Origin of the sequence: Marinimicrobium sp. UBA4509 (assembly GCF_002388575.1) — a bacterium.
Taxonomy (GTDB): domain Bacteria; phylum Pseudomonadota; class Gammaproteobacteria; order Pseudomonadales; family Cellvibrionaceae; genus Marinimicrobium; species Marinimicrobium koreense.
On sequence record NZ_DGMV01000025.1, the window covers coordinates 1 to 23,549 of the forward strand.

Genomic DNA, 23,549 nt, shown 5'->3' on the forward strand with positions numbered 1-23,549 from the left:
TTCCAGGATACCGTCGGACCCTCGTTGTGGACGCTGTTTAACGACAGTATTTCCGCGACTCTGAGCCGCACCTTATTGACCTCAATCACCACCGTGTTGGCTATTGTTCCAATGGCGATTGCGGGTGGCGCCGCAGTACAGAGCTTCGCCTGGCCGATGCTGTTTGGCATTGTTGTGGGAACCGGCTCGTCTATCTTTATTGCCGCTCCGATCCTCTATTGGCTCAGCGAACGTCGCACGGCAAAAGGGCTGGCTCAACTCAAGCCCACAGGAGAGGCGCTTCGGGCCGAGCTGGATGCCCTACCCTGAGGCAAGGGGCGCGCCGGTCACTCGGTTGCGCCCCTGGTGTTTGGCCGAATAGAGCGCGACATCGGCACGCTCCACCAGCGTTTCGGGCGTGTCGCCAAAACAGCTTTCGGCCACGCCCAAGCTGGCCGTCAATGGCTGGCCGAGATCAAACGGGTGGGAGGCAATTACTCGGCGGAGATCTTCGGCCAGTCGCTCGGCGGCTGCCAACTCAGTGTTGGGACAGACAATCAAAAACTCTTCTCCACCCCAGCGGCCGAGGCAGTCGGTTTTGCGGCTGCGGGAGGTCAGTATCGTGGCGAACTGAGCCAGAACCTCATCGCCTTTGCGATGGCCGTACCGGTCGTTGATCGGCTTAAAATCATCAATATCCAACATGATCACCGACAGTGGATCCGGTTGGCGAGTCTGACGGCTGAGCTCCAAATTGAGGACATCGTCAATCTTGACCCGGTTAAACAGGCCCGTCAGCGGGTCGGTAACGGCCAGACGCTGCATTTCCTGGTGCGCCTGCTCAAGCTCCAGGGTACGCTGCTCAACCATGCGCTCCAGGACGATGGACTCGGCTTCAATTTCTCTCAGCGGATAGCCTTCATCGGGCCCATGGGCGGTGGACGGTTGGGACAAGTGTTTATGAACCACCTTCCAGTGGCCGCCATCGCGAGCCATGATCAGCGATACCCGAACCCCGAAGAAGGTGACTTTGCGTTGCCGTATTTCGGTGTGCCAGTCCATCTCGCCCATGACCAGCCCGTATTGATCATCCAGCAGGATGGCCTTGCGTCGGTGCACGGTAAAGTGAATGGGATCGGGGACCGATTCCACTTCCCGTTGGTACAGGTGCAGCGCCGAATCCAACCCATAAACCCGTTCATCTCGACCTGTGCCGAAACCGGTAATCCCATCCGTTGCCAGCGCTGCGGATGCTTCTGGGTCACGACCGGTCAGGAACACCCGAAAATAATGATCAAAGGCCTCTATGAGCGATGCTTCGCTGCTGGTTATATGCCCCATCGTCCCGGTTCACTCTGTTGTTTTCACAACACCCGCTACTCCGTCAGACACAGCGAGCTTGATCGCCTAGATTAGTTTGATTTTCGGTTTGTCGCAAGAGTAAACCGCTCGTGGCAGAACCGAAATCAGGCGGGCTCGCCAAAGTTGGCGCTCGGTGCCCTAAAGCCTTATGCTTGAGGCTGAACTTATCGAATGCCGTGACTTTAAAAGGAGCCACCATGGCGAATGATTCGAACTCACCGTCTGTGAGGCGCCCGGTCTACCTGGTTGATGGCGCCCGAACGCCCTTTCTGAAAGCGCGAGGCCGGCCGGGTCCCTTCACGCCGGTCGATTTGGCCGTTCAGGCCGGACGACCGCTGCTGTTGCGCCAACCGATGGCCCCCACCGAGTTTGACCAGGTGATTCTCGGTTGCGTGAATGTGATTTCCGAGGAGATGAATCCGGCGCGCGTGGCGGCGCTGCGCCTGGGCATGGGCGAGGCCATGCCGGCCTTTACGGTACAGATCAATTGCGGGTCGGGCATGCAGTCCATCGATACCGCATACCGCACCATCCAGGGTGGTAGTGCGGACCTTATATTGGCGGGTGGTGCTGAAGCACTGAGCCACTCCCCGCTGCTGTTGCAACAGAAAGCGGTGAACTGGCTGGCGGACCTTCAGCTCGCCAAAAGCCCCATGGCCAAACTGAAAGCGCTGGGACGGTTCCGCCCTTCCCTGTTCAAACCCGTGATCGGGCTAGAGCGTGGTCTCACCGATCCCATTGTCGAGCTCAATATGGGGCAGACGGCGGAAGTCATTGCCCAACTGTTCGGCATTACCCGAGCCCAGGCCGATGAATACGCGGTAAGCAGTCACCTGCGTCTGGCCCGGGCCCAACGGGAAGGCTGGCTGGACAACGAAGTGGTCCCGGCGATTTCCGCCGACGGGCGTATTTACAAAGAAGACGACGGTGTTAGGCCGGATAGTTCGGTCGAGCATCTGGCCAAACTTCGACCGGTGTTCGAACGCCCCTACGGCATCGTGACCGCGGGCAATAGCTCCCAGATCACTGACGGTGCGTCCTGGATGATTCTGGCTTCGGAAGAAGCGGTAAAAAAACACAACCTGACGCCGCGAGCGGTGATTACCGATAGCTGCTGGTCTGCCCTAGACCCCGAAATCATGGGTCTGGGCCCGGCGATGAGTATTGCGCAGTTGTTGTCACGTCACCAGTACCGGCTCGACGACATCGACCTGTGGGAGCTCAACGAAGCCTTTGCCGCGCAAGTGCTCGCCTGCCTTGCGGCGCTGGAAGATGAAACTTTCTGCCGCGAAGCGCTCAAGCTGGAGCACTGTTTCGGTCGCATTGACCGGGACAAGCTCAACATTGATGGCGGCGCGGTGGCCCTCGGGCATCCGGTGGGCACCAGCGGTAACCGCATCGTGTTGCACCTGCTCAACGCCCTTGAGCGCAAAGGTCTCAAACGTGGCATCGCCACCCAATGCATCGGTGGCGGCCAGGCCGGCGCCATGATGATCGAACGAGTTTAAGGAGAGCGCTATGACTGGTCCCGTCTATTCTGCCCTGCAAGCGCGCGCCCTGGAGCTGGGGCCCTTTGGCCACGAACCGTCCAGGGATAACCCCGGTCCCTGGCAGCACTGGCAACTCGGCCGGGATGAACAGGATGTTGCCTGGCTGTTGCTGAACAAAGCCGACTCCAGCGTCAACGTTCTTTCAGCCGATGTACTGGAGGAGCTGGGTCAGGTGCTGGATGCCCTGCAGGACAATCCGCCCACGGGCCTGGTGCTGCGCTCGGGCAAGCCGGGAAGCTTCTGCGTGGGAGCTGATATCAAGGAGTTTCGGCATCTGCACAGCGAGCAGGAAGTGAGCGAAAAGCTGACCCGCGCTCACGGGCTGGTCAAGCGACTGGTCGACCTGCCCTACCCGACGGTGGCGGTGATTCACGGCGCAGCGCTTGGCGGTGGTCTTGAGCTGGCTCTGTGTTGCGACTACCGCATAGCGGTGGCCGGCGCATCCATGGGCACACCTGAAGTGCTGCTGGGCCTGCATCCGGGCTTGGGCGGAACCGGCCGGCTGGTGGATCTGATTCACCCGGTGGCCGCCATGACCATGATGCTGACCGGGAAGAATACCCGTGACCGCAAAGCCAAAGCGCAGGGCCTGGTCGATCTGGTGGTACAGGAACGGCACGTGGCCAATGCAATCAGCGCCGTCATGTCCGGGAAGGTTAAAAAACGCAAAAACACCTGGCAGGCCAGGCTGTTCCGGATTGATCCCCTGCGTCGGTTTGTCGGCAAAAAAATGCGTGCCCAGGCTGCGAAAAAAGCGCCGCCGGAACATTACCCCGCCCCCTACGCCCTGGTGGACCTGTGGGAAAAATACGGCCGCAACGGAACCGACCTTTTACGCCACGAAGTGGACTCCTTTGCCAAACTGCTGACCAGCGACACCTCGCGCAATCTGGTGCGGGTCTTTTTCCTGCGCGAACAGATGAAGGCACTTACATCCGTTGATCCGCAGGTGGCACCCATTCGACAAGTGCACGTTATTGGCGCCGGTGCCATGGGCGCCGACATCGCCGGCTGGTGTGCCATTCAGGGGCTTAGGGTCACGCTGTTTGATACCCAACCGGAAATGATTGCCAAAGCGATTGGCAAAACAGCAGCCCTGTGCCGCAAGAAGCGCTTCTCCAGTGCGGACACTCGGGCCGTTCTGGACCGGCTGATTCCCGATTTTCATCACGACGGTATTGCCCAGGCCGATCTTGTACTGGAGGCCGTTCCGGAAAAGCTGGAAATAAAGCACAAGGTGTTCGCCGAGGTGGAGCCGAAACTGAAAGACGGTGCCATTTTGGCCACCAACACGTCCAGTATTCCGCTGGAACAACTCCAGGACGGATTGAAACATCCGGAGCGGATGGTGGGCGTACACTTCTTTAATCCGGTCGCGCAAATGCTGCTGGTCGAAGTGGTACAGCACTCGAAGATGAACAACGAAACCTTCGAGCGCGCGAAAAAGTTTGTCGGTCAGATCAGTCGGCTACCCACCCCCGTATCCAGTGCCCCCGGGTTTCTGGTCAATCGGGCGCTGACCCCTTACCTGATCGAAGCCATCGTCATGCTGGATGAAGGCCACAGCCCGGAAAGTATCGATCAGGTAGCGCTGGATTTCGGTATGCCCATGGGGCCCATTGAGTTGGCCGATCAGGTGGGGTTGGATATCTGCCTCGGTGTGGCGGAGATGTTACGTGAACGGCTGGATAACGAGCTGCCGGAAACGCCCCAGTGGTTCAAGGATAAAGTGGATCAGGGAAAACTCGGCAAAAAAACCGGTGAGGGTCTCTACGTCTGGGACAAAGGCAAGCCCAAAAAACGCAACAGCCCACCCCGGGCACCGGAAGAGACTCTGGACCGATTGATTCTGCCGATGCTCAATGCCTGCATGGCCTGCTTGCGCGAAGGCGTCATCGACAATGAGGAGCTGCTCGACGGTGCGATGATTTTTGGTACCGGTTTTGCTCCCTTCCGCGGCGGCCCCATGAAGTACGCCCATGAACGCGGCTTTGCCGACATTCAGCAGCGGTTGCAACAGCTCGCGCAGTTGCATGGCCAGCGTTTCGCGCCGGATGCGGGGTGGGCCTCCTCCGAGGCTGCCGAGACAGAGAACTCCGAGACAGAGGACTAGATCACGCAGGGGCCTTTCAGGCCCCCAACTTATCTATCCGCAGCCGGTCAATGGCTCGCTATCAGGAGTGGCGAACTGGACGACGTACCAGGGATGATTCATCGGGGGCCAGTTGCGCGGCGCGCGCGGCCGTATTGGCCAAAAGGTCCCGATTCATGCGGTGAGGGTCTCGCTGACGTTGCTCGATAAACTCTCGCAGGGGTTTGGCACCATGCTCTTCAAGCATCTCCATTTCCAGGCCCACGCCCGTCATGGATTTACGCACCACCAGAGCGGCTACGCAACAGCGCCGATTGCCCTTGACGCGATCCCCCAGCAGTACTTCCAGCTCCAGTTTCTGCAGCTCACGCACGTCCTGGTAGTCGGTTTCCAGATAGAGACCGTGACTACTACCGTTTTTGATTCGCCCCATCGCCACCGGTACACCGTGCTTGTAGATCAGTGTGTTGATATTGAGTGAGACTCGTCGACTGCATCGATGCTCCATGGGTTACCTCATGATCTTGATGGTTGCAAGGGTAAATTGGGTTGCCGCCCGTAAAGCGTTAACCAGTGATGGATCGACTCATTCAGGCTCGGCGGCACCTGGGGCCAGACAAAACGCCAGCGCCAATTGCCGTCCTCGGTACCCGGGCGGTTCATCCGCTGCTCGGAGCCGAGGCCGAGTAAATCCTGAAAGGGAATGATGGCCAGTCGTGCCACCGAAGATAGTGCCAGTTGCACCAACAGTTGGGGCATGGGCTCCTGACTTTGATGGCAGTACTCGATCAGGCGCGTGCGAACCGATTCAGGCTGCTGCTGATACCAGCCGAGGCTGGTGTCGTTGTCGTGAGTTCCGGTGTACACGACCGAGTGAGGGTCGTAAGCATGGGGCAGATGAGGGTTGTCGGCATTGCCATCGAAGGCAAACTGCAATACCACCATGCCGGGAAGGCGAAACTCTTCGCGCAAGGCCTCGACCGCTCGGGTTATAAAGCCGAGGTTTTCGGCCACCAGGGGCAGGTTCTTGTGTTCCCGGAACAGGCTGTTGAGCAGAGCCCGTCCCGGCGCCTCGACCCATCGTCCCAGTCGTGGCTGCGGAGTTGCCGCCGGAATTTCCCAGAAGGCTTCCAGCCCCCGAAAGTGATCCAGCCGAATCAGATCGAACCAACGCAGTTGCGTGTTCAGTCGCTCGCGCCACCAGCGAAAGCCGTTGGCCTGCATTTCATCCCAGTTGTAATGTGGATTGCCCCAGTGCTGTCCGTCTTCGGAAAAGTAGTCCGGCGGCACCCCGGCGACACTCAGGGGCTGGCCGTCTGCGTCCAGCTTGAACAGGTCCTGGTTGGCCCAGACATCGGCGCTGTCATGAGCCACAAAAATCGGCATATCACCGAACAGTGCAACCTCTCGCTCCCGTGCGTACTGACGCAGCGCTTGCCACTGCCAGTCAAAAACAAACTGCTCAAACCGACGCGCTTCAATGCTCTGACTGAGCTCCCGACGCATGCGCGCCATGCCCTGTGCCCGGCGCAGGCGAATATCATCCGGCCACTTCGTCCAGTCATCGCCCGGGTAGCAATCGCGCAACGCCATGAACAGCGCATAATCATCCAGCCATTGGCGCTGGTCGTGACAGAAACGCTCGTAGGCTTCGGCCTGCTCCGGATGCTGATCATACTGCGCAAAGAACGTATCGGCCGCCTGTCGTCGCGCCTGCTCTCCGGTAAGCGCCTGTCGTTGTTCCGACGTCAGCCAACCGCTACTGACCAGATCATCCAGGTCAATAAGGGCCGGATTGCCCGCGTGAATCGACAGGGTCTGATAAGGAGAACGATTGGCGTGGGTGGGGCCTACCGGCAACATCTGCCAGACGGTAAACCCACACTCGGATAGAAAGTCCACAAACCGGAAAGCGTCGGCGCCCAAGGTGCCCTGCTCTCCCGGGCCGGGTAATGATGTGGGGTGCAGCAGTACCCCGGCCCTGCGGTGCTGTAACAACGGGTGCGGCAGATCGCGCAGGGCCATCAGGTACTGCCCTCCGCATGGCCGCGCCGCATGACGCCGCCGGCGGCCGGTGCGCCACCGCCGTGACTGAAGGCGCTTTGTAAATAATCCGGTGGTGGCTGTTTGAGCAACCGGTATAGATTGGTCAAATGGCGCCGGTAAAGGTAGTCAAAGTCCTGCACACTCTCGGACGGATTGTAATCACCAAACCACCAGAACCAGTCGGACCCTTCGCATTGCGCCAATTGTAACTGCGCGGCTTTCTGTTCAGGCTCGGGGAGCCCTTCGCAATGCGTGTCGTAAACGGCTTTGGCTTCACAAAGCATATCCCAGGCGCGGTTTTTGTCCCGGTCGCCAATCCAGGTGGAAAAGGTGCCATAGACCCAGCTTCCCGCGACCAGATGATCGAGCGCCACCGTGTCCAGTTTCGTATCCTCCAGCGCCGACTCGTAAGTCGTCATCTCCAACCGTGGATGACTGCTGATGCGTCGGTAGAGGGCTTCGAGAAAGTACCAGGCGTTTTCCGGGTAGTACTCCCAGGCGTTTTCACCATCCATGATGATGGAAATTACACAGGCATCCGGGTTATCGCTTTCATCCGCGATGCGCACCAGGTGGTTGATCAGATCGCCCACGGCATCCTCGGCGTGCCAGTCGGAGTATTGAAAGCCGATCAGATCGGACAGGCCGTCATCACGGAAAAAACAGCGGATCGGTTGCTGGTCGAAGGTGTAAGCGCGGTGCAGGTGCTTGGGAGCCTGTTTGGCATTGGCGGTTTTTTTCAGACTGTTGTGCAACACGGAGTCTCCCGTGGCGGTCCAGGTAAACCCTTCGTCGGTAAGCAGCTTGAGGGTTTCCCCGCTGAGCGCCCCTTCCGATGCCCAACAGCCCTTCGGGCGTGATCCGAAGTAACCCTCGAACACCTCGAGCCCCTGTTTGAGGTGCCAGTGAGCCCGCTCCTCTCCGCCGGGGTAACCGGCCGACTCGGGCAGGACCACATCGGGCATGGCTTCCCGGGCGCTGTTGAAATCCAGAAGCAGCGGTAATATGGGGTGAGCGTAGGGGCTCATGGCCAACTCAATGCGCCCTTCGTCCCGCAGAGCCCGATAACGGGGTTTGATGGCCCGTAACTGTTCGGCAATCACCAACAACAGAGTTCGACGATCCTGATCGCTGAAACCGCCGCCTTTGGTCTGCAGAGTCTGAACCCGCGGGTCATCCCGACGGTGATTTTCCCCCAACCAGGCAAGGTGGTACCAGACCACCAAGTCAATCAGGAACTGGGGATTGAGATAACACTGGCGCTGCGGACTGTCGGTGGTCTGCTCCAGAATCTGGACCAGAAATTTATAGGCCGGAAAACGCTCGATCATCCGGTCCCGGTGTGCTCGCAAACAGTTCTGTGCCAGCGTCTCATAGTCCTCACTACCCGGCTCCGGCAATTGCTTCTGAATCAGTGCCGCGAGCATGGGGTCACGGATGCTGGCCCCGCTATCCAGATAGTCGTCCACTTGAGCCTGATAATCGTCAAGCTGCTCAAGGAGAATGGGCGCAAAATTCACCACGGCCCGCGCTTTGGGATTGTCCTCCAGATGCACGAGCATGTCGGTGTAATCTTTCAGCGCATGCAGATAGGTCCAGGGAAAATAGTATTCCCCGGTCAACCGGTCCCGGTAATCCGGCTGGTGCATATGCCAGCAGAACACCACTTTCACCCGGGGCTTGACACTGTCAGAACACATGGGGGTATGCCTCATCAAGCATTTCCGGAGTGACCAGCACAACGCCTTTGCTCGACACATGGAAGCGCTTTTTATCCTCTTCCGGGTCGAAACCGATCACCGTTCCCGGCGGAATCTGGCAGCCCCGGTCAATCAGCGCTCGCCTGATTCGGCAGTTCCGGCCGACATCTACCCGGGGGAACAGCACCGAGTCAGTAATCTCAGAGTAGGAGTGAACCCGCACCCGGGGAAACAGCAGTGAATGGTGCACCTGGGCGCCGGACACAATGCAGCCACCGGCAATCATGGAGTCTACAGCGTTGCCGCGGCGCTCTGCGTCATCAAAGACGAACTTGGCCGGGGGCACCTGCTCCTGATAGGTCCAGATGGGCCATTCCGAGTCGTAGAGATCCAGTTCCGGCGTAATGCCGGTCAGCTCCAGGTTGGCTTCCCAGAGTGAGTCGATGGTGCCCACATCCCGCCAGTAGGCCTTGCCGCCGGTAATCGGGTCGCGGAATGGAAACGCCATGACCCGGTGGCTTTTCATTAATGAAGGGATAATGTCTTTGCCGAAGTCATGGGAGGAGCCGGGCAGGTTCTGATCATTGAGAAGCTCCCGAAACAACACCTCGGTGTTGAAAACGTAAATGCCCATGGACGCCAGGGCCTGATCTTCAGAGCCGGGCATGGGCTCTGGGTCCCGGGGTTTTTCCTGAAATTTGGTGATCCGGTTGTCGGTGTCGATGTTCATCACGCCAAATGCGCTGGCCTGCTCTAACGGCACTTCGATACAGCCGACCGTAATGTCCGCCTCGCGCTCCACATGGGCTGCCAACATAGTGCCGTAATCCATCTTGTATACGTGGTCCCCCGCCAGAATCAATACATAGGCGGGGTTATGACGCCGGATAATATCCAGGTTCTGCCACACGGCGTCGGCCGTGCCGGCATACCAGCTTTCCCCCATGCGCTGCTGCGCGGGCAGCAGCTCAACAAACTCTCCGAGTTCGCCACCAAGGAACCCCCAGCCACGTTGTATGTGCCGATCGAGTGAGTGGGATTTGTATTGGGTCAACACACTGATTCGACGGATGCCCGAATTCACGCAGTTCGACAAGGGGAAATCAATGATGCGGAACTTACCGCCATAGTGGACCGCCGGCTTGGCGCGCCAGTTGGTCAACTCATGAAGTCGGGAGCCTCTCCCGCCGGCCAGAACGATGGCCAGGGTTTCCCGAGTAAGACGGCTGACAAAACGGCCCGATGTCGACGTAAGCATAATGAATCCCCAAAGCGAGCGGAGCGCCTGTTATTCGATCAACGAATAAAGTGCCCGCATTATCATAGTCAGCAATAACAGTGCCAAGGATTCCCATCGCCACCAAACTGTTCAGGCAATCCATTGGCCCCTCGAAGTTACCGTTCAAGTTGCTTACTAAGTGTAGTCTCAAAACGAGCGGGTCTGCTTGTTCAAGATCAATTTGTTCCGCGAATTGTGGCGGCAAAAGCAACCCAACAGAAAGGTCACAAACCACTGGTAATATAACGCCATCCCTATTACGCTTTAACGACATACATGCTGTGAGTCCTCTCCCATGCCAGCGACTGCTCTGAAGGAAGCCAGCCAACGCCTGGCTCAGGCACGACACCACGATCCCTTTCAGGTACTGGGTCGACACCCGGTACCGGGAAAGCCGGATACCCTTCTGTTTCGCGCGTTTTTACCCCAGGCAAGCCAGGCTTCTCTCAACGGGGTTAAAGGCAAGCTGACTTTAACCAAAGAAGCGGAGTCAGACTTCTGGTCGTGGCAAGGGAAGGCAACACAGTTACCCGAACACCCGGAAGTCGAATGGCAGGACCACCACAACTGCACCCATACCGCGCACTACCCTTACACCTTCGCGCCACAAGTGGGCGATATGGATCTGCACCTGTTTGGCGAAGGACGGCACTGGCAGGTGTACGAGGTTCTGGGAGCACACCCGCGCACCGTCGACGGCGTGGCCGGCGTGTTATTCGCCACCTGGGCGCCGGCGGCAGAGCGGGTCAGCGTTGTGGGTGATTTCAACCATTGGGATGACCGGCTTCATCCCATGCGGGTGCGCGGAGGCAGCGGTGTTTGGGAGCTGTTCATTCCCGGGCTGGAGCCCAGCACCCTCTACAAGTATTCAATCCGCAACCGGCACTCCGGTCACATCCAGATGAAGACGGATCCCTACGGTCAGGCGTTTGAGGTTCGTCCCAAAACCGCCGCTCTGGTAACCGCTCCCTCAGAGTATCAGTGGCAGGATCAGAAATGGCTGACGCAGCGACGCCAATGGGATTGGCAAAACGCCCCACTGTCGGTGTACGAAGTGCATCTGAGTTCCTGGCGCCGAACGGAAAACGGTGGATTCATCAATTACCGGACTCTGGCGCACCAGTTGGTGGATTACGTCAAGCCTTTAGGGTTTACTCACGTCGAGCTCTTGCCCATTACCGAGCACCCGCTGGACGATTCCTGGGGCTACCAGACCACCGGCTACTTTGCCCCGACCAGCCGGTTTGGTTCGCCGGATGATTTCCGGTACTTTGTCGATCACCTTCACCAGTCCGGCATCGGGGTTCTGTTGGACTGGGTGCCCGCCCATTTTCCGAAAGATGAGCACGCCCTGGCCCGCTACGATGGCACCGCATTGTATGAACATGAAGACCCCCGTAAAGGCGAGCACCGGGACTGGGGCACGCTGATTTACAACTACGGCCGCAACGAAGTGCGCAACTTTCTGCTGGCCAATGCGCTTTACTGGCTGAAAGAATTTCATATCGACGGTCTGCGAGTCGATGCGGTGGCGTCCATGCTCTATCTGGACTACTCCCGGGAAGAGGGTGACTGGCTGCCCAACCGCTATGGTGGTAATGAGAATCTTGAAGCCATTGATTTTCTCCGCCAGCTCAATGAGCTCTGTCATGGTGAGCACCCCGGCGCCTTGGTTCTGGCGGAGGAGTCCACGGCCTGGCCTCAGGTCACACGCCCAACCTGGGTGGGCGGACTGGGTTTTTCCATGAAGTGGAACATGGGCTGGATGCACGACACCCTGCTCTACATGAGCCGTGATCCGATCTATCGTCACTACCATCACGACCAATTGACCTTCGGGCTGATTTACGCGTTTACCGAAAATTTCATGCTGCCGTTCTCCCATGACGAAGTGGTCCATGGCAAAGGCAGTATGCTCACCAAAATGCCCGGCGATGACTGGCAGCGCTTTGCCAACCTGCGTCTGCTCTACGCCTATCAATGGACCTACCCGGGCACCAAACTGCTGTTCATGGGTTGCGAGTTCGGCCAATGGAAAGAGTGGGCCCATCACGGTGAGCTGGACTGGTTGTTACTGGACCTTGAACCCCATCAGGGCGTAAAAACGGCCCTGTCCGATCTGAACCAGCTTTATAAAACCCGCACCGAGTTGCACCAGCGCAGCTTCCGCAGCGACGGTTTCGAGTGGATTGATTGTCACGACAGTCCCCAGTCAGTCATCAGTTACCTGCGGGCGAGCGACGATGGCTTTCTCGTGGTCATCCTGAATTTCACGCCGACGCCCCGGGAAGGCTATCGCCTCGGCGTACCCAGCGCGGGACGTTACCGGGAAGTGTTCAATTCGGACTCCACCTACTACGGCGGGAGCAATGTCGGTAACCCTCTGCCGCTGGAAACCGAAGATCGCCCGTGGATGAATCGACCCTACTCCATTGAACTGACCCTGCCGCCGCTGGGCGCCATCATTCTCGATATCGACCGGACATGAATATTCTGTTTCTGGCCAGCGAGGCCTTCCCCCTGATCAAAACCGGCGGGCTTGCCGACGTTGCCGGTGCCCTGCCCCGCGCGCTGATTAAACGGGGGCACTCGCTGCGCCTGGTCCTACCCGCGTATCAATCTGTACTCGCCCGATTGCGCTCGGACGACAAGGCGCCACCCCTCAGCTCGCGCGGACAGATCGAGCTTGACGGAACCCCGGTGAAACTCTGGCAGACGCGTCTGCCGGGCACCCGGGTAACGGTCTGGCTGGTGGATATTCCGGCCTTTTCCGAGCGCGAGGGTAATCCCTATGTGACGCCGGAGGGCGTCGATTGGCCGGACAATGACCAGCGCTTTTATACCCTCTGCCGAGCTGCCACCGAACTGGCCATGGGCCGGGCCGGGATCAACTGGAAGGCCGATCTGGTGCACGCCAATGACTGGCAGGGCGGGATGGTCTGCCAGCTGCTGGCGCGGGAGGCGTCAGCGCCCGCCACGGTATTCACCATTCACAACCTCGCCTATCACGGGTTGTTTGATTACCAGACAATGCACCGGCTTGGGTTGGAACCCTGGTTGTGGCAACCGGACTTTCTGGAATTTTACGGACAACTGTCGTTTATCAAGGCCGGGTTGGTATTCGCCCAACGGCTGACCACCGTCAGTCCCAGCTATGCTCAGGAGATCCAGACGCCCGAGCTGGGCTGCGGCCTCGACGGCCTCTTGCGAGCCCGGCAGGAAGTTTTGAGTGGCATTATCAATGGCATCGATACCCAGGAGTGGAACCCCGCCCGGGACGCCAGTCTCGCCGCGCCTTACGACCGACGGAGACTGGCCCGAAAGGCCGATAATAAAAAGGCCTTGTGCACCGAGTTGGGGTTGGCTGACAAGCCGGATACTTTACTGCTGGGCTTTATTGGACGCCTGGTGGAACAGAAAGGACTGGACCTGCTGCTGGCAACCCTGCCGGAGCTGTTGGCCCGGGGCGATGTGCAGATCGCCCTGTTGGGCTCGGGCGTCAAAGCCTATGAGCAGGCTTTTGCCGCGTTAGCGAAAGATTACCCCGAACAGCTGTCGGTCACCCTCGGTTACAACGAAACCCTGGCGCACCGTATTGAAGCCGGTGTCGATGTGTTTCTGATGCCCTCCCTGTTTGAACCCTGCGGGCTGAACCAGATGTACAGCCTGCGGTATGGCACCCTGCCCCTGGTGCACGCCGTGGGTGGACTGAAAGATACCGTGATTGATGGCGACGACCCGCTAACGGTCAATGGCTTCTGTTTCGAGCCCGCGACTGTCGACGCCTTGCGCGTTGCGCTCAAGCGTGCTCTCGCGCTCTATCAGGACCCCGAGGCCTGGCAACAACGGCAGCGCAATGCCATGAGTGGCGATTACTCCTGGGACAGAAGCGCCGCCGAGTACGAGCGGATTTATGAGCTGGCGCTGGAGGATAAAAAGCAGAACGCCTGAATGGTACACTCTCGGCTTCATTGCACAGAGGTGACCATGCCAACATCACTCCCTTCCTGGTCCAGATGGCTGCTCGCGTTTATCGCGGCCCTGCTCGTGGGCACACTGCTGGGCAGTCTGGTTCAAACGCAATTCAATCTGCTGGCCATTCAATCCATGGGCTTTCCCGTTCCGCTGGATGTGCGCCTGGTGACCAGCGCACAGGATCTGCTGTTCTTTGGTCCGGTATTCGCCGCACTGTTTGGCGGCAGTTTTCTGGTCTCACAACCCCTCGCCCTACTGATCAATCGCTGGCTTTCTCCCCTCTGGCACCCCCTGCTTTGTGCTCTGGGCGCGGCTCTGGGACTGGCGGTCACCCTGAAACTGGTCGATGCCCTTGCGCCCATGCCGACATTGATTGCGGCCACCCGGTCTGCTTCGGGTACTCTCGCTTTGCTGGCCTGCGCCGCACTGGCCGGCTGGCTGTTTGCCCGCTGGCGCCCCTACCGTTCGACCCGACCGGTACGATCGCCCCTGGCCACATCCGCAGTCCTTGTGCTTGTCGGTGCGCTCGGGTTTCTTTCCGAGCCCTCCTCATCCAGTGAGTCGGCAGACTACCGGATTGAAACGGTTGCCGAGGGCCTCGAACATCCCTGGTCCGTGGCGTTTCTCCCGGAAGGTGGGCTGCTGGTGACTGAGCGCCCGGCGCGATTGCGCCATATCGACGCTCAGGGTCATTTGCACGCCCCCATTTCGGGCGTTCCCGAGGTCTATGCCCAGGGTCAATCCGGATTGTTTGACGTGCTCCTGGCAAATGACTTCGAGCGCAGTCGCCGACTGTATCTGAGCTATGCCTGCGGCAGCCACAGCGCCAACCATACCTGCCTGGCCCGTGCCCGGTGGCAGGATTCAGCTCTGCGCGAGGTCGAGGAAATTTTCCGGACCCGGCCCGCCAAAACCGCATCCGCCCACTTCGGTGGCCGCCTGGCCTGGCTGGACGATGGCACCCTGGTTATGACCCTGGGTGACGGCTTTGACTATCGCGAACAGGCGCAAAATGTGAGCAATCACCTGGGCGGTACCGTGCGGCTCAACCCCGACGGTTCGGTGCCGGCCGACAACCCGTTTCGGAGTCAGACAGGGGCCGCCCCGGAGCTCTACACCCTGGGGCACCGCAATGTGCAGGGGCTGTTCTTTGATGCCACCTCCGGCACGCTGTTCAGCCATGAGCACGGCCCCAAAGGTGGCGATGAACTCAATATATTGGCGCCCGGGGGAAACTACGGCTGGCCGGCGGTGACCCATGGGCTGGATTACACCGGAGCGCGGGTCTCACCCTACAAACAGTGGCCCGGCATACGCCCGCCGCTCTGGCACTGGACGCCATCCATCGCGCCTTCGGGCTTGACGCGTTATACCGGCACCTTATTTCCCGAGTGGGAGGGCAGCTTACTGGTGGGTGGCCTGGCGTCACGGCAAGTGCACCGTCTGACGTTCACCGATGGAGTGATCACGGAACAGGCGCCGCTGTTTGGCGAGCTGAAAGCACGCATTCGGGACGTTCGGGTCGGCCCGGACGGGGCCGTGTATCTTTTGACGGACAGTCCGGAGGGGAAAGTACTCAGAGTAACACCGGATTGACGGGGTACCGGCGCGGGAACGGCCGGAGAGGAGTCGGGGCGGGCCGTGCCCACCCCGGACAATATTTCAGTCTTCGCTGGTATCGGGCAGGTAGGCGCCGTCTTCGTCGTGCACTTCACGACCGGTGACCGGCGGGTTGAAGGTGCAGATCAGGCGCATATCTTCAGTGCCACCACGCAGGATGTGCTTGTCGTGCTTATCCAGCGCGTACAGGGTGCCATCGGTGATTTCATGGGTTTCGCCCGTGGCCAGATCAGTAATGGAGCCATTGCCGGCCACACAGTAAACCGCTTCCAGATGGTGCTTGTACCAGAACGTGTGCTCGGAGCCTGCCTTGATGATGGTTTCATGAAAGGAGAAACCCATTCCGTCCTTTTTCAACAACAGACGACGGCTGGTCCACTGCTGTGCGCTGACTTCGCGTTCACTACCGATAATGTCTTGCACACGTACAATTTTCATAGAAGCTCCTCGTTGACTTGAATGTTCGGCCGACCATTATAACCGAAATGGCACTCTGACCCCACGGGCGGGCTTTATTGGCATCAAATGTCCAGATCCAGCTCGCAACCATAGGCCTCTGTACGGGGCGTTTCAACCGCTTCCCCTGCCAGACCGGCTTCCAGAGCGGCCTCAATATGACTCGTGGCGGCTTCAATGGCTTCCGGGCTTGCGCCATCGCTGTCATCCGGAGCACCGCTATATACCAGGGTGCCATGTGGATCAATGATATAAATCTGTGGTGCTTTACTCACACCATAGGCCCTCGCGACCACACTGGTGTCATCCAACAGCACCGGCGCACTGGATCGCAAGTCGTGGGTATCCTCCAGTGCCAACGCTTCTTCGGCTTCAATCACATTGTCTGGCCCTGGCGCCGAGGAGATGATGGTGAGCCATTTGACCCCCTGCTCTCGGTAGCGCTCCTGCAAACGGGGCAAGTTGCCACTGTCATAATGGTTTTCAACCGCTCCACACCCCGGATGAAACCACTCCAGCACAATCCAATTGCCGATATAGTCGGTGAGCGTATGGGACTGGCCGGCGGCATCGTTAGCACGGAATGCCGGCGCTGGATCACCGGGAGTCGCGACGGCCAATGCAGCGGCTGGCATCAGTAGCGATGAGATCCACAATAAGTGACCCAGTAACGGCTTCATTCAACGAGGCTCCTGTAATTGGTTTGGTGTGCTGTTCAGAAAGCCGCATCCTAACAGACTCATAGTGGATTCTCAGCCGCCCCGATGGTTTACAGTTCGGCCCTGCCGAGCCTATACTGTTTTTATATACAGTATATTTTTATCTGTGAGGTATCCTTGAATCCCGATCTGGAGCAACTCAAGCAACGACGCCTGGTCTGGCGCGGACGCGACGCCGCCCGCCCGCTGGAAGCGCGGGCCAGCGGTTGGCCAGAGCTGGATGCCCGACTGGGCGGGCTGCCCGGTGCCGGGGTAGTCATGATTCAAACGCCCCCAGGCATTGGTGAACTGCGACTCCTGTGGCCGTCCATGGAGCAACAATCCCGACTGACGGTACTGATTACCCCGCCTTACCGGATCGGGGTGGAAGCCTGGCTCGGTGGTGGTGTGGCACAGGAGAAGCTGCTGGTTCTGCACCCCGACAGCACACAAGCTGCGCTCTGGGCAACCGAGCAGAGCCTGAAAAGTGGCAGTTGTGACAGCAGTTGTCTGTGGCTGACGCAGCGATTGCAGACCATCCAGGCCCGCCGGCTGCAACTGGCCGCCCGTGCTGGCCAGTCGACCCTGTTTCTGTTTGCGCCCCCGGCGTTGGACTTGCCCCAGTTACCCATCGACTTGCACTTGGTGCTGAGTCCGGCGGCGCAGGGTGTCCGGGTCGAGGTGCGTCGCCGCCGGCAAGGGCGGCCACTGGCTCCCTTCACAGTCATCATGACAGAACACTGGCCAGAGCTGACCCGCCCCCAGGTTCATTCGGGTCGGGCACCCTCAAACCCCCAAGTCCAACCCGGTGCCGGGGCTATCTGAAATGCTCTGGCTCTACCTCTGGCTGCCTCGACTGCAACTGGATACCCAGGCGCCGGACGATCCTGGCCCGGTGGCGGTTGTGGATGAGCGGGACACTCGGGTGGTGCAGATGAATGAACCGGCTTCCCGGGAAGGCATTACCCTGGGAATGGGCCTGGCAACCGCCGCAGCGCTCTGCCGGGACGTACAATTACTGCCGTACCAGAGCGTCCTTGAAATCCGCCGTCTGGAGGAGCTGGCTCACGGGCTATACGATATCTCGGGGGACATATCGCTGGACCCTCCCTGTGGGATCTGGCTTGGGGCCTCAAGGATGGTTAAATACCATAATGGATTCGACAACTATTGCAAAAAAATAAAGCATTTTTTGAGCTGCCGAAAGCTGTCGATGCAGGTGGCTTCCGGTTTTACCCCGCTGGCCGCCAAGCTGTTGGCTCATTCACCGGAAGTGCCGCTGGACCCATGCCCGGACAGGCTCCGGCAGGCCATCCGGCGCTGCCCGCTCAGCGCTACCGGACTGCCAGAACAGACTCAGACCCATCTACAACGGCTCGGTATCAAAACCCTGGATGGCTTGTTGGCCATTCCCCCCAAGGATCTGTCCCGTCGCTTTGACCGACCACTGGCCGAGTATGTGAATCGACTCGTCGGCCACTTGCCGCACCCCCTGCCCTTTTATCAGCCGCCGGACTACTTCCGTCAGCACCGGGAGCTTCCCAGCGAACTGGAATCCAGCGACCAGTTGGCTCCTTGGGTTGAGCGGCTGCTCGACGAGCTGGAAGCCTTCCTCCATCACCGGGACCGGGTGGTCGAGCGAATTGAACTGGCGCTGCAGCTGCGCAACCAGGATCCACTGTCGCTGACCATCGGTGCCGCCCGGGGCGAATCCCGGGCAGAGCGCTGGCAACCCCTGGTCCAACTGACCCTGGAGCGCCACCCTCTGGAAGCTCCCGTCTGTGGTTTGACCCTGACCGCTCGCACGCTGCTGCCCCGCCCAGCCCAATCCGAAGACCTGCTCGATGAGCGGCACGGCGCGGCGATGACGCCCCCTCAACTGGTGGCCCTGCTTCAGGCAAGGCTGGGAGCCGACCGGGTCCGGAGCCTGACGGTGGCGGAAGATTTCAGGCCGCTGCGCGCCAATATCGAGTCCTGTCCCCTTGGGTCGTCGAAGACCCCCTCCGCCCGACGCACCGACGACGCAGCTCAACCCGCGCCTCCGGCCTTGCGCCCGGCTTTTCTGTTAGCGGATCCAAAGGTGTACTCGCAGCCCCTTGAAATCATCGAGGGGCCCGAGCGGATTACCACCGGATGGTGGGACGGTGAGCCCCAGGTCCGGGACTATTACATTGTGCGCAATGCCCAGGGGCAATGGTGCTGGGCGTTTCGGGAACCGAACCGTCCGGGATGGTTTTTACAGGGGTATTTTGCGTAATCGTGAGAGGCGGCCACCGGTTCTAGGGGCATCGCCCCCTGAACCGGTTGCCGACCACCCTATCAGGCGGATTTGGCGTCCTTCGAGTGATAATCCCGGGCCAGCCACAGGTAGACCGCCGGCACCACAAACAAGGTGAACAGCGTACCGATAGTCATACCGCTGGCAATCACCAGCCCCATGGCGTAGCGGGAGGCCGAGCCGGCACCGGTGGCGATCAACAGCGGCACCATGCCCAACACGGTTGCGGCCGTGGTCATCAGAATCGGGCGAAGACGAATGGCGGTGGCCTCTTCAATGGCCTCGCGTTTGCTGCGCCCTTCTTCCTGCAGCTTGTTAGCGAACTCCACGATCAGAATACCGTGCTTGGCAATCAGCCCGATCAGCGCCAGCAAACCCACCTGGGTGTAGATGTTGATGCTGGTCAGTCCCAGGCTGATGAAGATCAGCGCACCACAAATACTCATCGGCACCGTCACCATGATGATGACACTGTTGCGGAACGACTCGAACTGGGCCGCCAACACCAGGAAAATCACCAGCAGGGCAAAGAAGAACGTCATCACCAACTGCTGCCCCTCGTTCTTCAACTGCCGGGACTGGCCGGAGTAATCGACACTGAAGCCCGCCGGTAGTACCTCTGCGGCAATCTCATCCAGCGTGGCAAGGGCCTGCCCGAGGGGCACACCGGGGCGCGGAACGCCGGAGATGGTGACGGAGTTCAACTGCTGGAAGCCGGTCAGCGAACGGGGCTGAACAGACTCTTCCAGCGTGACCAGTGACGACATGGGCACCAGCTCACCGCTCATGTTACGGGTGTAATAGTCCTCCAACTGCTCCGGATTCAAGCGCTCGGTGCGCTCAACCTGAGGAATCACCCGGTAAGAGCGGTTTTCCAACGAGAAGCGCCCGGCGTAGCCACCCCCGGTCATGCTGCCCAGATCGGCCGCCGCCTGTTGCATACTGACGCCCATCAGAGCGGCTTTTTCCCGATCGATCTGCACGGTTTGCCGGGGGCGATCGATGCGCAGATCGCTGTCGACGAAAATAAAGCGTCCACTCTCCCGGGCTTGAGAGAGCACCTCATCCGCCACTTCATCCAGCACCGCATAGGGCTGAGTGGTGCCAATGACAAACTCGATCGGCGCACCACCGCCACCCGGAGACGGCAGCGACGGCGGGACAATGGCAAACACATCCAGCCCCGGGATCTTGGACATGAACGGCTGGATTTCATTCTCGAGAATTTCTTGGGTGGTGCGCTCGCGTCGGTCCCAGGGTGCCAACACCATACCGGCACCGGCGGTGTTGGAGCCGTTCATCCCGTTAATGATGAACATTTTCTCCAGTTCCGGAATCTGCTCACGCAGCTGGTTCATGTATTCGGTATTGCGCTCGGTGTAATCCAGGGTGCCATAGGCGTCACCCGTAGCGATGGTGAACACAAAACCCTGGTCCTCCGGTGGCTCCAGTTCGGTATTACTGGAGACAAACAGAAAGTAACAGGACACCAGAATAATCAGCGCAAACACCAGCACTACCGGCGTGGTATTGAGCGTACCGTGCAACCAGCGCTGGTAGCCCTGACGCAGCCGGTCGAAATGATCGTCCAGCCAGACTTCAAACTTGGGCCGGGGGCCACCGTGGCTGCGCGAGCGCAGAATGCGCGAACACATCATGGGCGACAGCGTCAGTGCGACCACACCGGACAGCACCACCGTGGCCGCCAGGGTAAAGGCGAATTCGACAAACAGTACCCCGGTCAGACCGCCGATAAAGCCCAGCGGAATGAATACCGCCACCAGTGTGGTGGACATGGCAATAATCGGCCAGGCCAGCTGTCGGGCCCCGAGCAGTGACGCCTCCAGGCGGGACATGCCTTCTTCCACATGCCGCTGAATGTTTTCCAGCATGATGATGGCATCGTCCACCACAATTCCGATGGCCAGGACCATGGCCAACAGGGTCAGCAGGTTGATGGAAAAACCGAAGATCCACATCAGAAAGAAGGTACCCACCAGCGACAGCGGAACCGCCACGGCGGGTACGATCACGCTGCGCACCGACCCGAGGAAGGCATAAATCACCAGAATCACGATGATCAGGGCGAGGATGATGGTCAGCACCACCTCGTCAATGGCGCTTTCAATGTACTCGGTGGAGTCGTAGGGGATATCCGCTTCCAGCCCCTCGGGCAGCTCCGGGATAATGTCCCGGTTCCAGACCTCGCGCACCTCGGCGATCACATCCAGGGCGTTGGCATCCGGGGAGATTTCAATCCCCATGAAGGTCGCGGCCAGGCCGTTGAAGGTCACGGAGGTATCGTAGTTCTCCGCCCCAAGCTCAACCTCGGCCACATCCCGTAAACGCACCAGAGCACCGTTTTCCGAGCGCACCACCAGGTCCTCAAACTCATCGGCATTGCGCAGGTCTGTACCGGCGTTCAGATCAATGGCCACCATTTGGCCTTTCGTGCGCCCCAGCGCCGCCAGGACGTTATTGGACCGCAGAGCGCCCATGACATCGGAACCGGTCACGCCCAGAGACGCCATCCGCTCCGGGTCCAGCCAGATGCGCATGGCAAAGGTCCTGGCCCCGAGAATCTGGGCCCGCTGGACCCCGGGAATGGTGGACAGTTGCGGCTCCACGACCCGGACCAGATAGTCGGTGATCTGGTTGTTATTGAGCAGCTCACTGTAAAACGACAGATACATGGCCGCCGTGCTCTGCCCCACCGCCAGGTTGACCACGGGATCTTCCGCTTCTTCCGGCAGGTCGGAACGCAGAGCGTTGACCTGGGCGGCAATCTGGGTCAGCGCCTCATTGGGGTCATAGTCCAGTCGCAGGTAAGCCTGCACGGTACTCATGCCCGCACTGGAGGTGGACTGCACGTAGTCAATGCCTTCCGCGGCGGCCACTTCCCGCTCCATGGGTTTGGTAATGAACCCCTGAATCAGATCGGCATCGGCACCAATATAGGCGGTGCTCACCGTCACCACGGCATTCTGGATTTCGGGGAATTGGCGCACGTTCATGTCCATGCCCGCGCGCGCGCCCAGCAGCAGAATAAACAGGCTGACCACCGTCGCCAACACTGGCTTACGGATAAAGACGTCAGTAAACCGCATAAATTGTTCTCCTTAAGGCCTCAGGCGCTACTGGTTCGCCGGCGTCGGTTCCAGCTCACTGGTCGGCTGAACACTGGGGTCGTCATTGACTTCCACCAGTCCGTTGTTGCGCAGCTTGAGCAGGCCGGAAGTGGCAATGCGCTCGCCCTCTTCCAGACCATCCAGGACCGCAATCAGGTCCCCTCGCCGATTGCCGGTACGAACAAACCGACGGGTTACGCGCAGCTCGTCCTCTTCGTTTTCATTCAGTACAAAAACGGAATTGCCGTAGGGATCAAACTGGATGGCCGTTTGTGGCACCACAATCAGATCCTGCGGTTCACCCAGCGTCAGGGTTACCCGCCCGAACATGCCCGGGCGCAACTGTTGGTCCGGGTTCTCCAGAGTGGCCTGCACGGTAAAGGTGCGGGTGGATTCATTCACACCCGGCTCAATGGCCGTCACTTCGCCCTCGAACATTGCCTCTCCATAGGCATCCACGCGAACCCTGACCGGCATCCCTTCGGTCACGGACGCCAACTGACGCTCGGGCAGATCGAAGTTCAGGTAAATCGGATCCAGCGCCTGTACCGCCACCACCGGACTTCCGGGTGACACGTACTGACCGATGTTGACCTGACGGATACCGGAGACGCCATCGAACGGCGCGCGAATGGTTTTCTGACGAATGCGGGCTTCTTGCGCCTTGACAGCGGCGGTGGCCTGCGCGGCTTCACTTTCACGACGCTGCAGCTCGGACTTGGAGCTGTTGCCTTCATTGAACAACCGCTGGTAGCGCTCCAGCTCCATGGAGGCGAGCTTTTCGGCGGCGTTCAGGCTGCGCAGATCGGCTTCGTCCGCCTCGATGTCCAGGGACACCAGACGCTGCCCTTCCGTCACACGATCGCCGTTTTCAAAATGAATTTCGGTGACAATGCCGCTCGCCTCGGTGGTCAACTGGGCGCCATTGACGGCGCGGAAACTGCCCACGGCGGTGGTCTCCTGAGCCCAGCGCTGCTGGCTTGCCTCCGTTGCGGTGATGCTGGCAGGCTGCTCCGGCATGTTATCGATGAAGTTACCAATCATGGTATTCATGAACGCCTTGAAACCGAAAATGCCGCCGAAAACAACGGCAACGGCCACCAGCATTATGGTCATTCGCTTGGTCATGCGTGTGCTCCCTCTACTCCTGAATCGCGCGTCGCGAAGGTATCTGAACTCTGAAACGTAGTCTGTCCCGGAACCTGGTTTGCCGGCACCGGAGCATTCAGTGAAACCCTGGAAAAGATCTGTTGAACCCTGTAGCCGAACGGATACGCGGGGGTGGGCTCTTTAGATGTGGGGCAAAGCTTACAACAGGGCGCCATAAAGGTACACGGTTGTTACAGAATCTTACATTCCCACGCCGGCGGCTAGGCCAAGTCACTG

The 23,549-nt window shown here is 59.4% G+C and carries 16 protein-coding genes and 1 pseudogene; 8 read left to right on the plus strand and 9 right to left on the minus strand.

The genetic code is table 11. The features are described 5' to 3' along the window. A pseudogene (locus B3520_RS02635) lies at positions 1-309 on the plus strand (hypothetical protein); the annotation flags it as partial. Here the strand turns inward: B3520_RS02635 and B3520_RS02640 are convergent. Continuing rightward, the gene (locus B3520_RS02640) at positions 301-1,320 is read right to left on the minus strand and encodes a diguanylate cyclase (RefSeq protein ID WP_286807175.1); all 1,020 of its coding nucleotides are present in this window, start codon (positions 1,318-1,320) and stop codon (positions 301-303) included. The pseudogene B3520_RS02635 and the gene B3520_RS02640 sit on opposite strands and share 9 nt — an antisense overlap. A 218-nt stretch (positions 1,321-1,538) precedes the next feature. On the opposite strand from B3520_RS02640, the gene B3520_RS02645 reads away from it, so the two are divergent. Continuing rightward, positions 1,539-2,849: an acetyl-CoA C-acetyltransferase gene (locus B3520_RS02645; protein WP_286807176.1), complete on the plus strand. Its 1,311-nt coding sequence runs from the start codon at positions 1,539-1,541 to the stop codon at positions 2,847-2,849. Between the two features lie 10 nt (positions 2,850-2,859). Continuing rightward, positions 2,860-5,004 (plus strand): 3-hydroxyacyl-CoA dehydrogenase NAD-binding domain-containing protein, encoded by a 2,145-nt coding sequence (locus B3520_RS02650; RefSeq protein WP_286807177.1) that lies wholly within the window; start codon positions 2,860-2,862, stop codon positions 5,002-5,004. A 61-nt stretch (positions 5,005-5,065) separates the two neighbouring features. On the opposite strand, the gene B3520_RS02655 is transcribed toward B3520_RS02650, so the two are convergent. Genes B3520_RS02655 through glgC form a run of 4 tightly spaced genes read right to left on the minus strand, consistent with a single transcriptional unit; the run spans position 5,066 to position 9,987 of the window. Then, a complete protein-coding gene (locus B3520_RS02655; protein ID WP_286807178.1) occupies positions 5,066-5,491 on the minus strand; it encodes a hypothetical protein in 426 nt (141 codons plus the stop codon). Positions 5,492-5,499: 8 nt separating this feature from the next. Continuing rightward, positions 5,500-7,008: a 4-alpha-glucanotransferase gene (malQ, locus tag B3520_RS02660; protein WP_286807179.1), complete on the minus strand. Its 1,509-nt coding sequence runs from the start codon at positions 7,006-7,008 to the stop codon at positions 5,500-5,502. Continuing rightward, on the minus strand, positions 7,008-8,729 hold the full coding sequence (locus B3520_RS02665) for a glycoside hydrolase family 57 protein (RefSeq protein WP_286807181.1): 1,722 nt from the start codon (positions 8,727-8,729) through the stop codon (positions 7,008-7,010). The genes malQ and B3520_RS02665 overlap by 1 nt, the downstream gene beginning before the upstream one ends. Continuing rightward, positions 8,719-9,987 carry a glucose-1-phosphate adenylyltransferase gene (glgC, locus tag B3520_RS02670; protein WP_286807182.1) on the minus strand — a complete coding sequence of 423 codons (1,269 nt, stop codon included), beginning with the start codon at positions 9,985-9,987 and terminating at the stop codon, positions 8,719-8,721. Before glgC ends, B3520_RS02665 begins: the two co-directional genes overlap by 11 nt. Positions 9,988-10,303: 316 nt before the next feature. Here glgC and glgB point away from each other — a divergent pair, with 316 nt between their 5' ends. Genes glgB through B3520_RS02685 form a run of 3 tightly spaced genes read left to right on the plus strand, consistent with a single transcriptional unit; the run spans position 10,304 to position 15,579 of the window. Then, a complete protein-coding gene (gene glgB / locus B3520_RS02675) occupies positions 10,304-12,496 on the plus strand; it encodes a 1,4-alpha-glucan branching protein GlgB (protein WP_024460198.1) in 2,193 nt (730 codons plus the stop codon). After that, positions 12,493-13,959: a glycogen synthase GlgA gene (gene glgA / locus B3520_RS02680; RefSeq protein WP_286807183.1), complete on the plus strand. Its 1,467-nt coding sequence runs from the start codon at positions 12,493-12,495 to the stop codon at positions 13,957-13,959. The genes glgB and glgA overlap by 4 nt, the downstream gene beginning before the upstream one ends. A gap of 36 nt (positions 13,960-13,995) precedes the next feature. Beyond that, positions 13,996-15,579 (plus strand): PQQ-dependent sugar dehydrogenase, encoded by a 1,584-nt coding sequence (locus B3520_RS02685; protein WP_286807185.1) that lies wholly within the window; start codon positions 13,996-13,998, stop codon positions 15,577-15,579. Between the two features lie 66 nt (positions 15,580-15,645). Here the strand turns inward: B3520_RS02685 and B3520_RS02690 are convergent, their stop codons facing one another. Then, positions 15,646-16,041, minus strand: coding sequence for an ectoine synthase (locus B3520_RS02690; protein ID WP_024460201.1), 396 nt, complete (start codon positions 16,039-16,041; stop codon positions 15,646-15,648). A gap of 83 nt (positions 16,042-16,124) precedes the next feature. Continuing rightward, positions 16,125-16,739 carry a redoxin domain-containing protein gene (locus B3520_RS02695; protein ID WP_286807186.1) on the minus strand — a complete coding sequence of 205 codons (615 nt, stop codon included), beginning with the start codon at positions 16,737-16,739 and terminating at the stop codon, positions 16,125-16,127. A gap of 156 nt (positions 16,740-16,895) precedes the next feature. Between B3520_RS02695 and B3520_RS02700 the strand changes: the two genes are divergently transcribed. Further along, positions 16,896-17,582, plus strand: a complete 687-nt coding sequence (locus B3520_RS02700; protein ID WP_286807187.1) for a hypothetical protein — start codon at positions 16,896-16,898, stop codon at positions 17,580-17,582. A gap of 1 nt (position 17,583) precedes the next feature. Next, positions 17,584-19,014, plus strand: a complete 1,431-nt coding sequence (locus tag B3520_RS02705; protein ID WP_286807189.1) for a Y-family DNA polymerase — start codon at positions 17,584-17,586, stop codon at positions 19,012-19,014. A gap of 62 nt (positions 19,015-19,076) precedes the next feature. On the opposite strand, the gene B3520_RS02710 is transcribed toward B3520_RS02705, so the two are convergent. Together B3520_RS02710 and B3520_RS02715 are read right to left on the minus strand one after the other, a co-directional pair. Further along, positions 19,077-22,142, minus strand: coding sequence for an efflux RND transporter permease subunit (locus tag B3520_RS02710; protein WP_286807190.1), 3,066 nt, complete (start codon positions 22,140-22,142; stop codon positions 19,077-19,079). A gap of 27 nt (positions 22,143-22,169) precedes the next feature. Beyond that, positions 22,170-23,291 carry an efflux RND transporter periplasmic adaptor subunit gene (locus tag B3520_RS02715; RefSeq protein WP_286807191.1) on the minus strand — a complete coding sequence of 374 codons (1,122 nt, stop codon included), beginning with the start codon at positions 23,289-23,291 and terminating at the stop codon, positions 22,170-22,172. Positions 23,292-23,549: the final 258 nt, after the last annotated feature.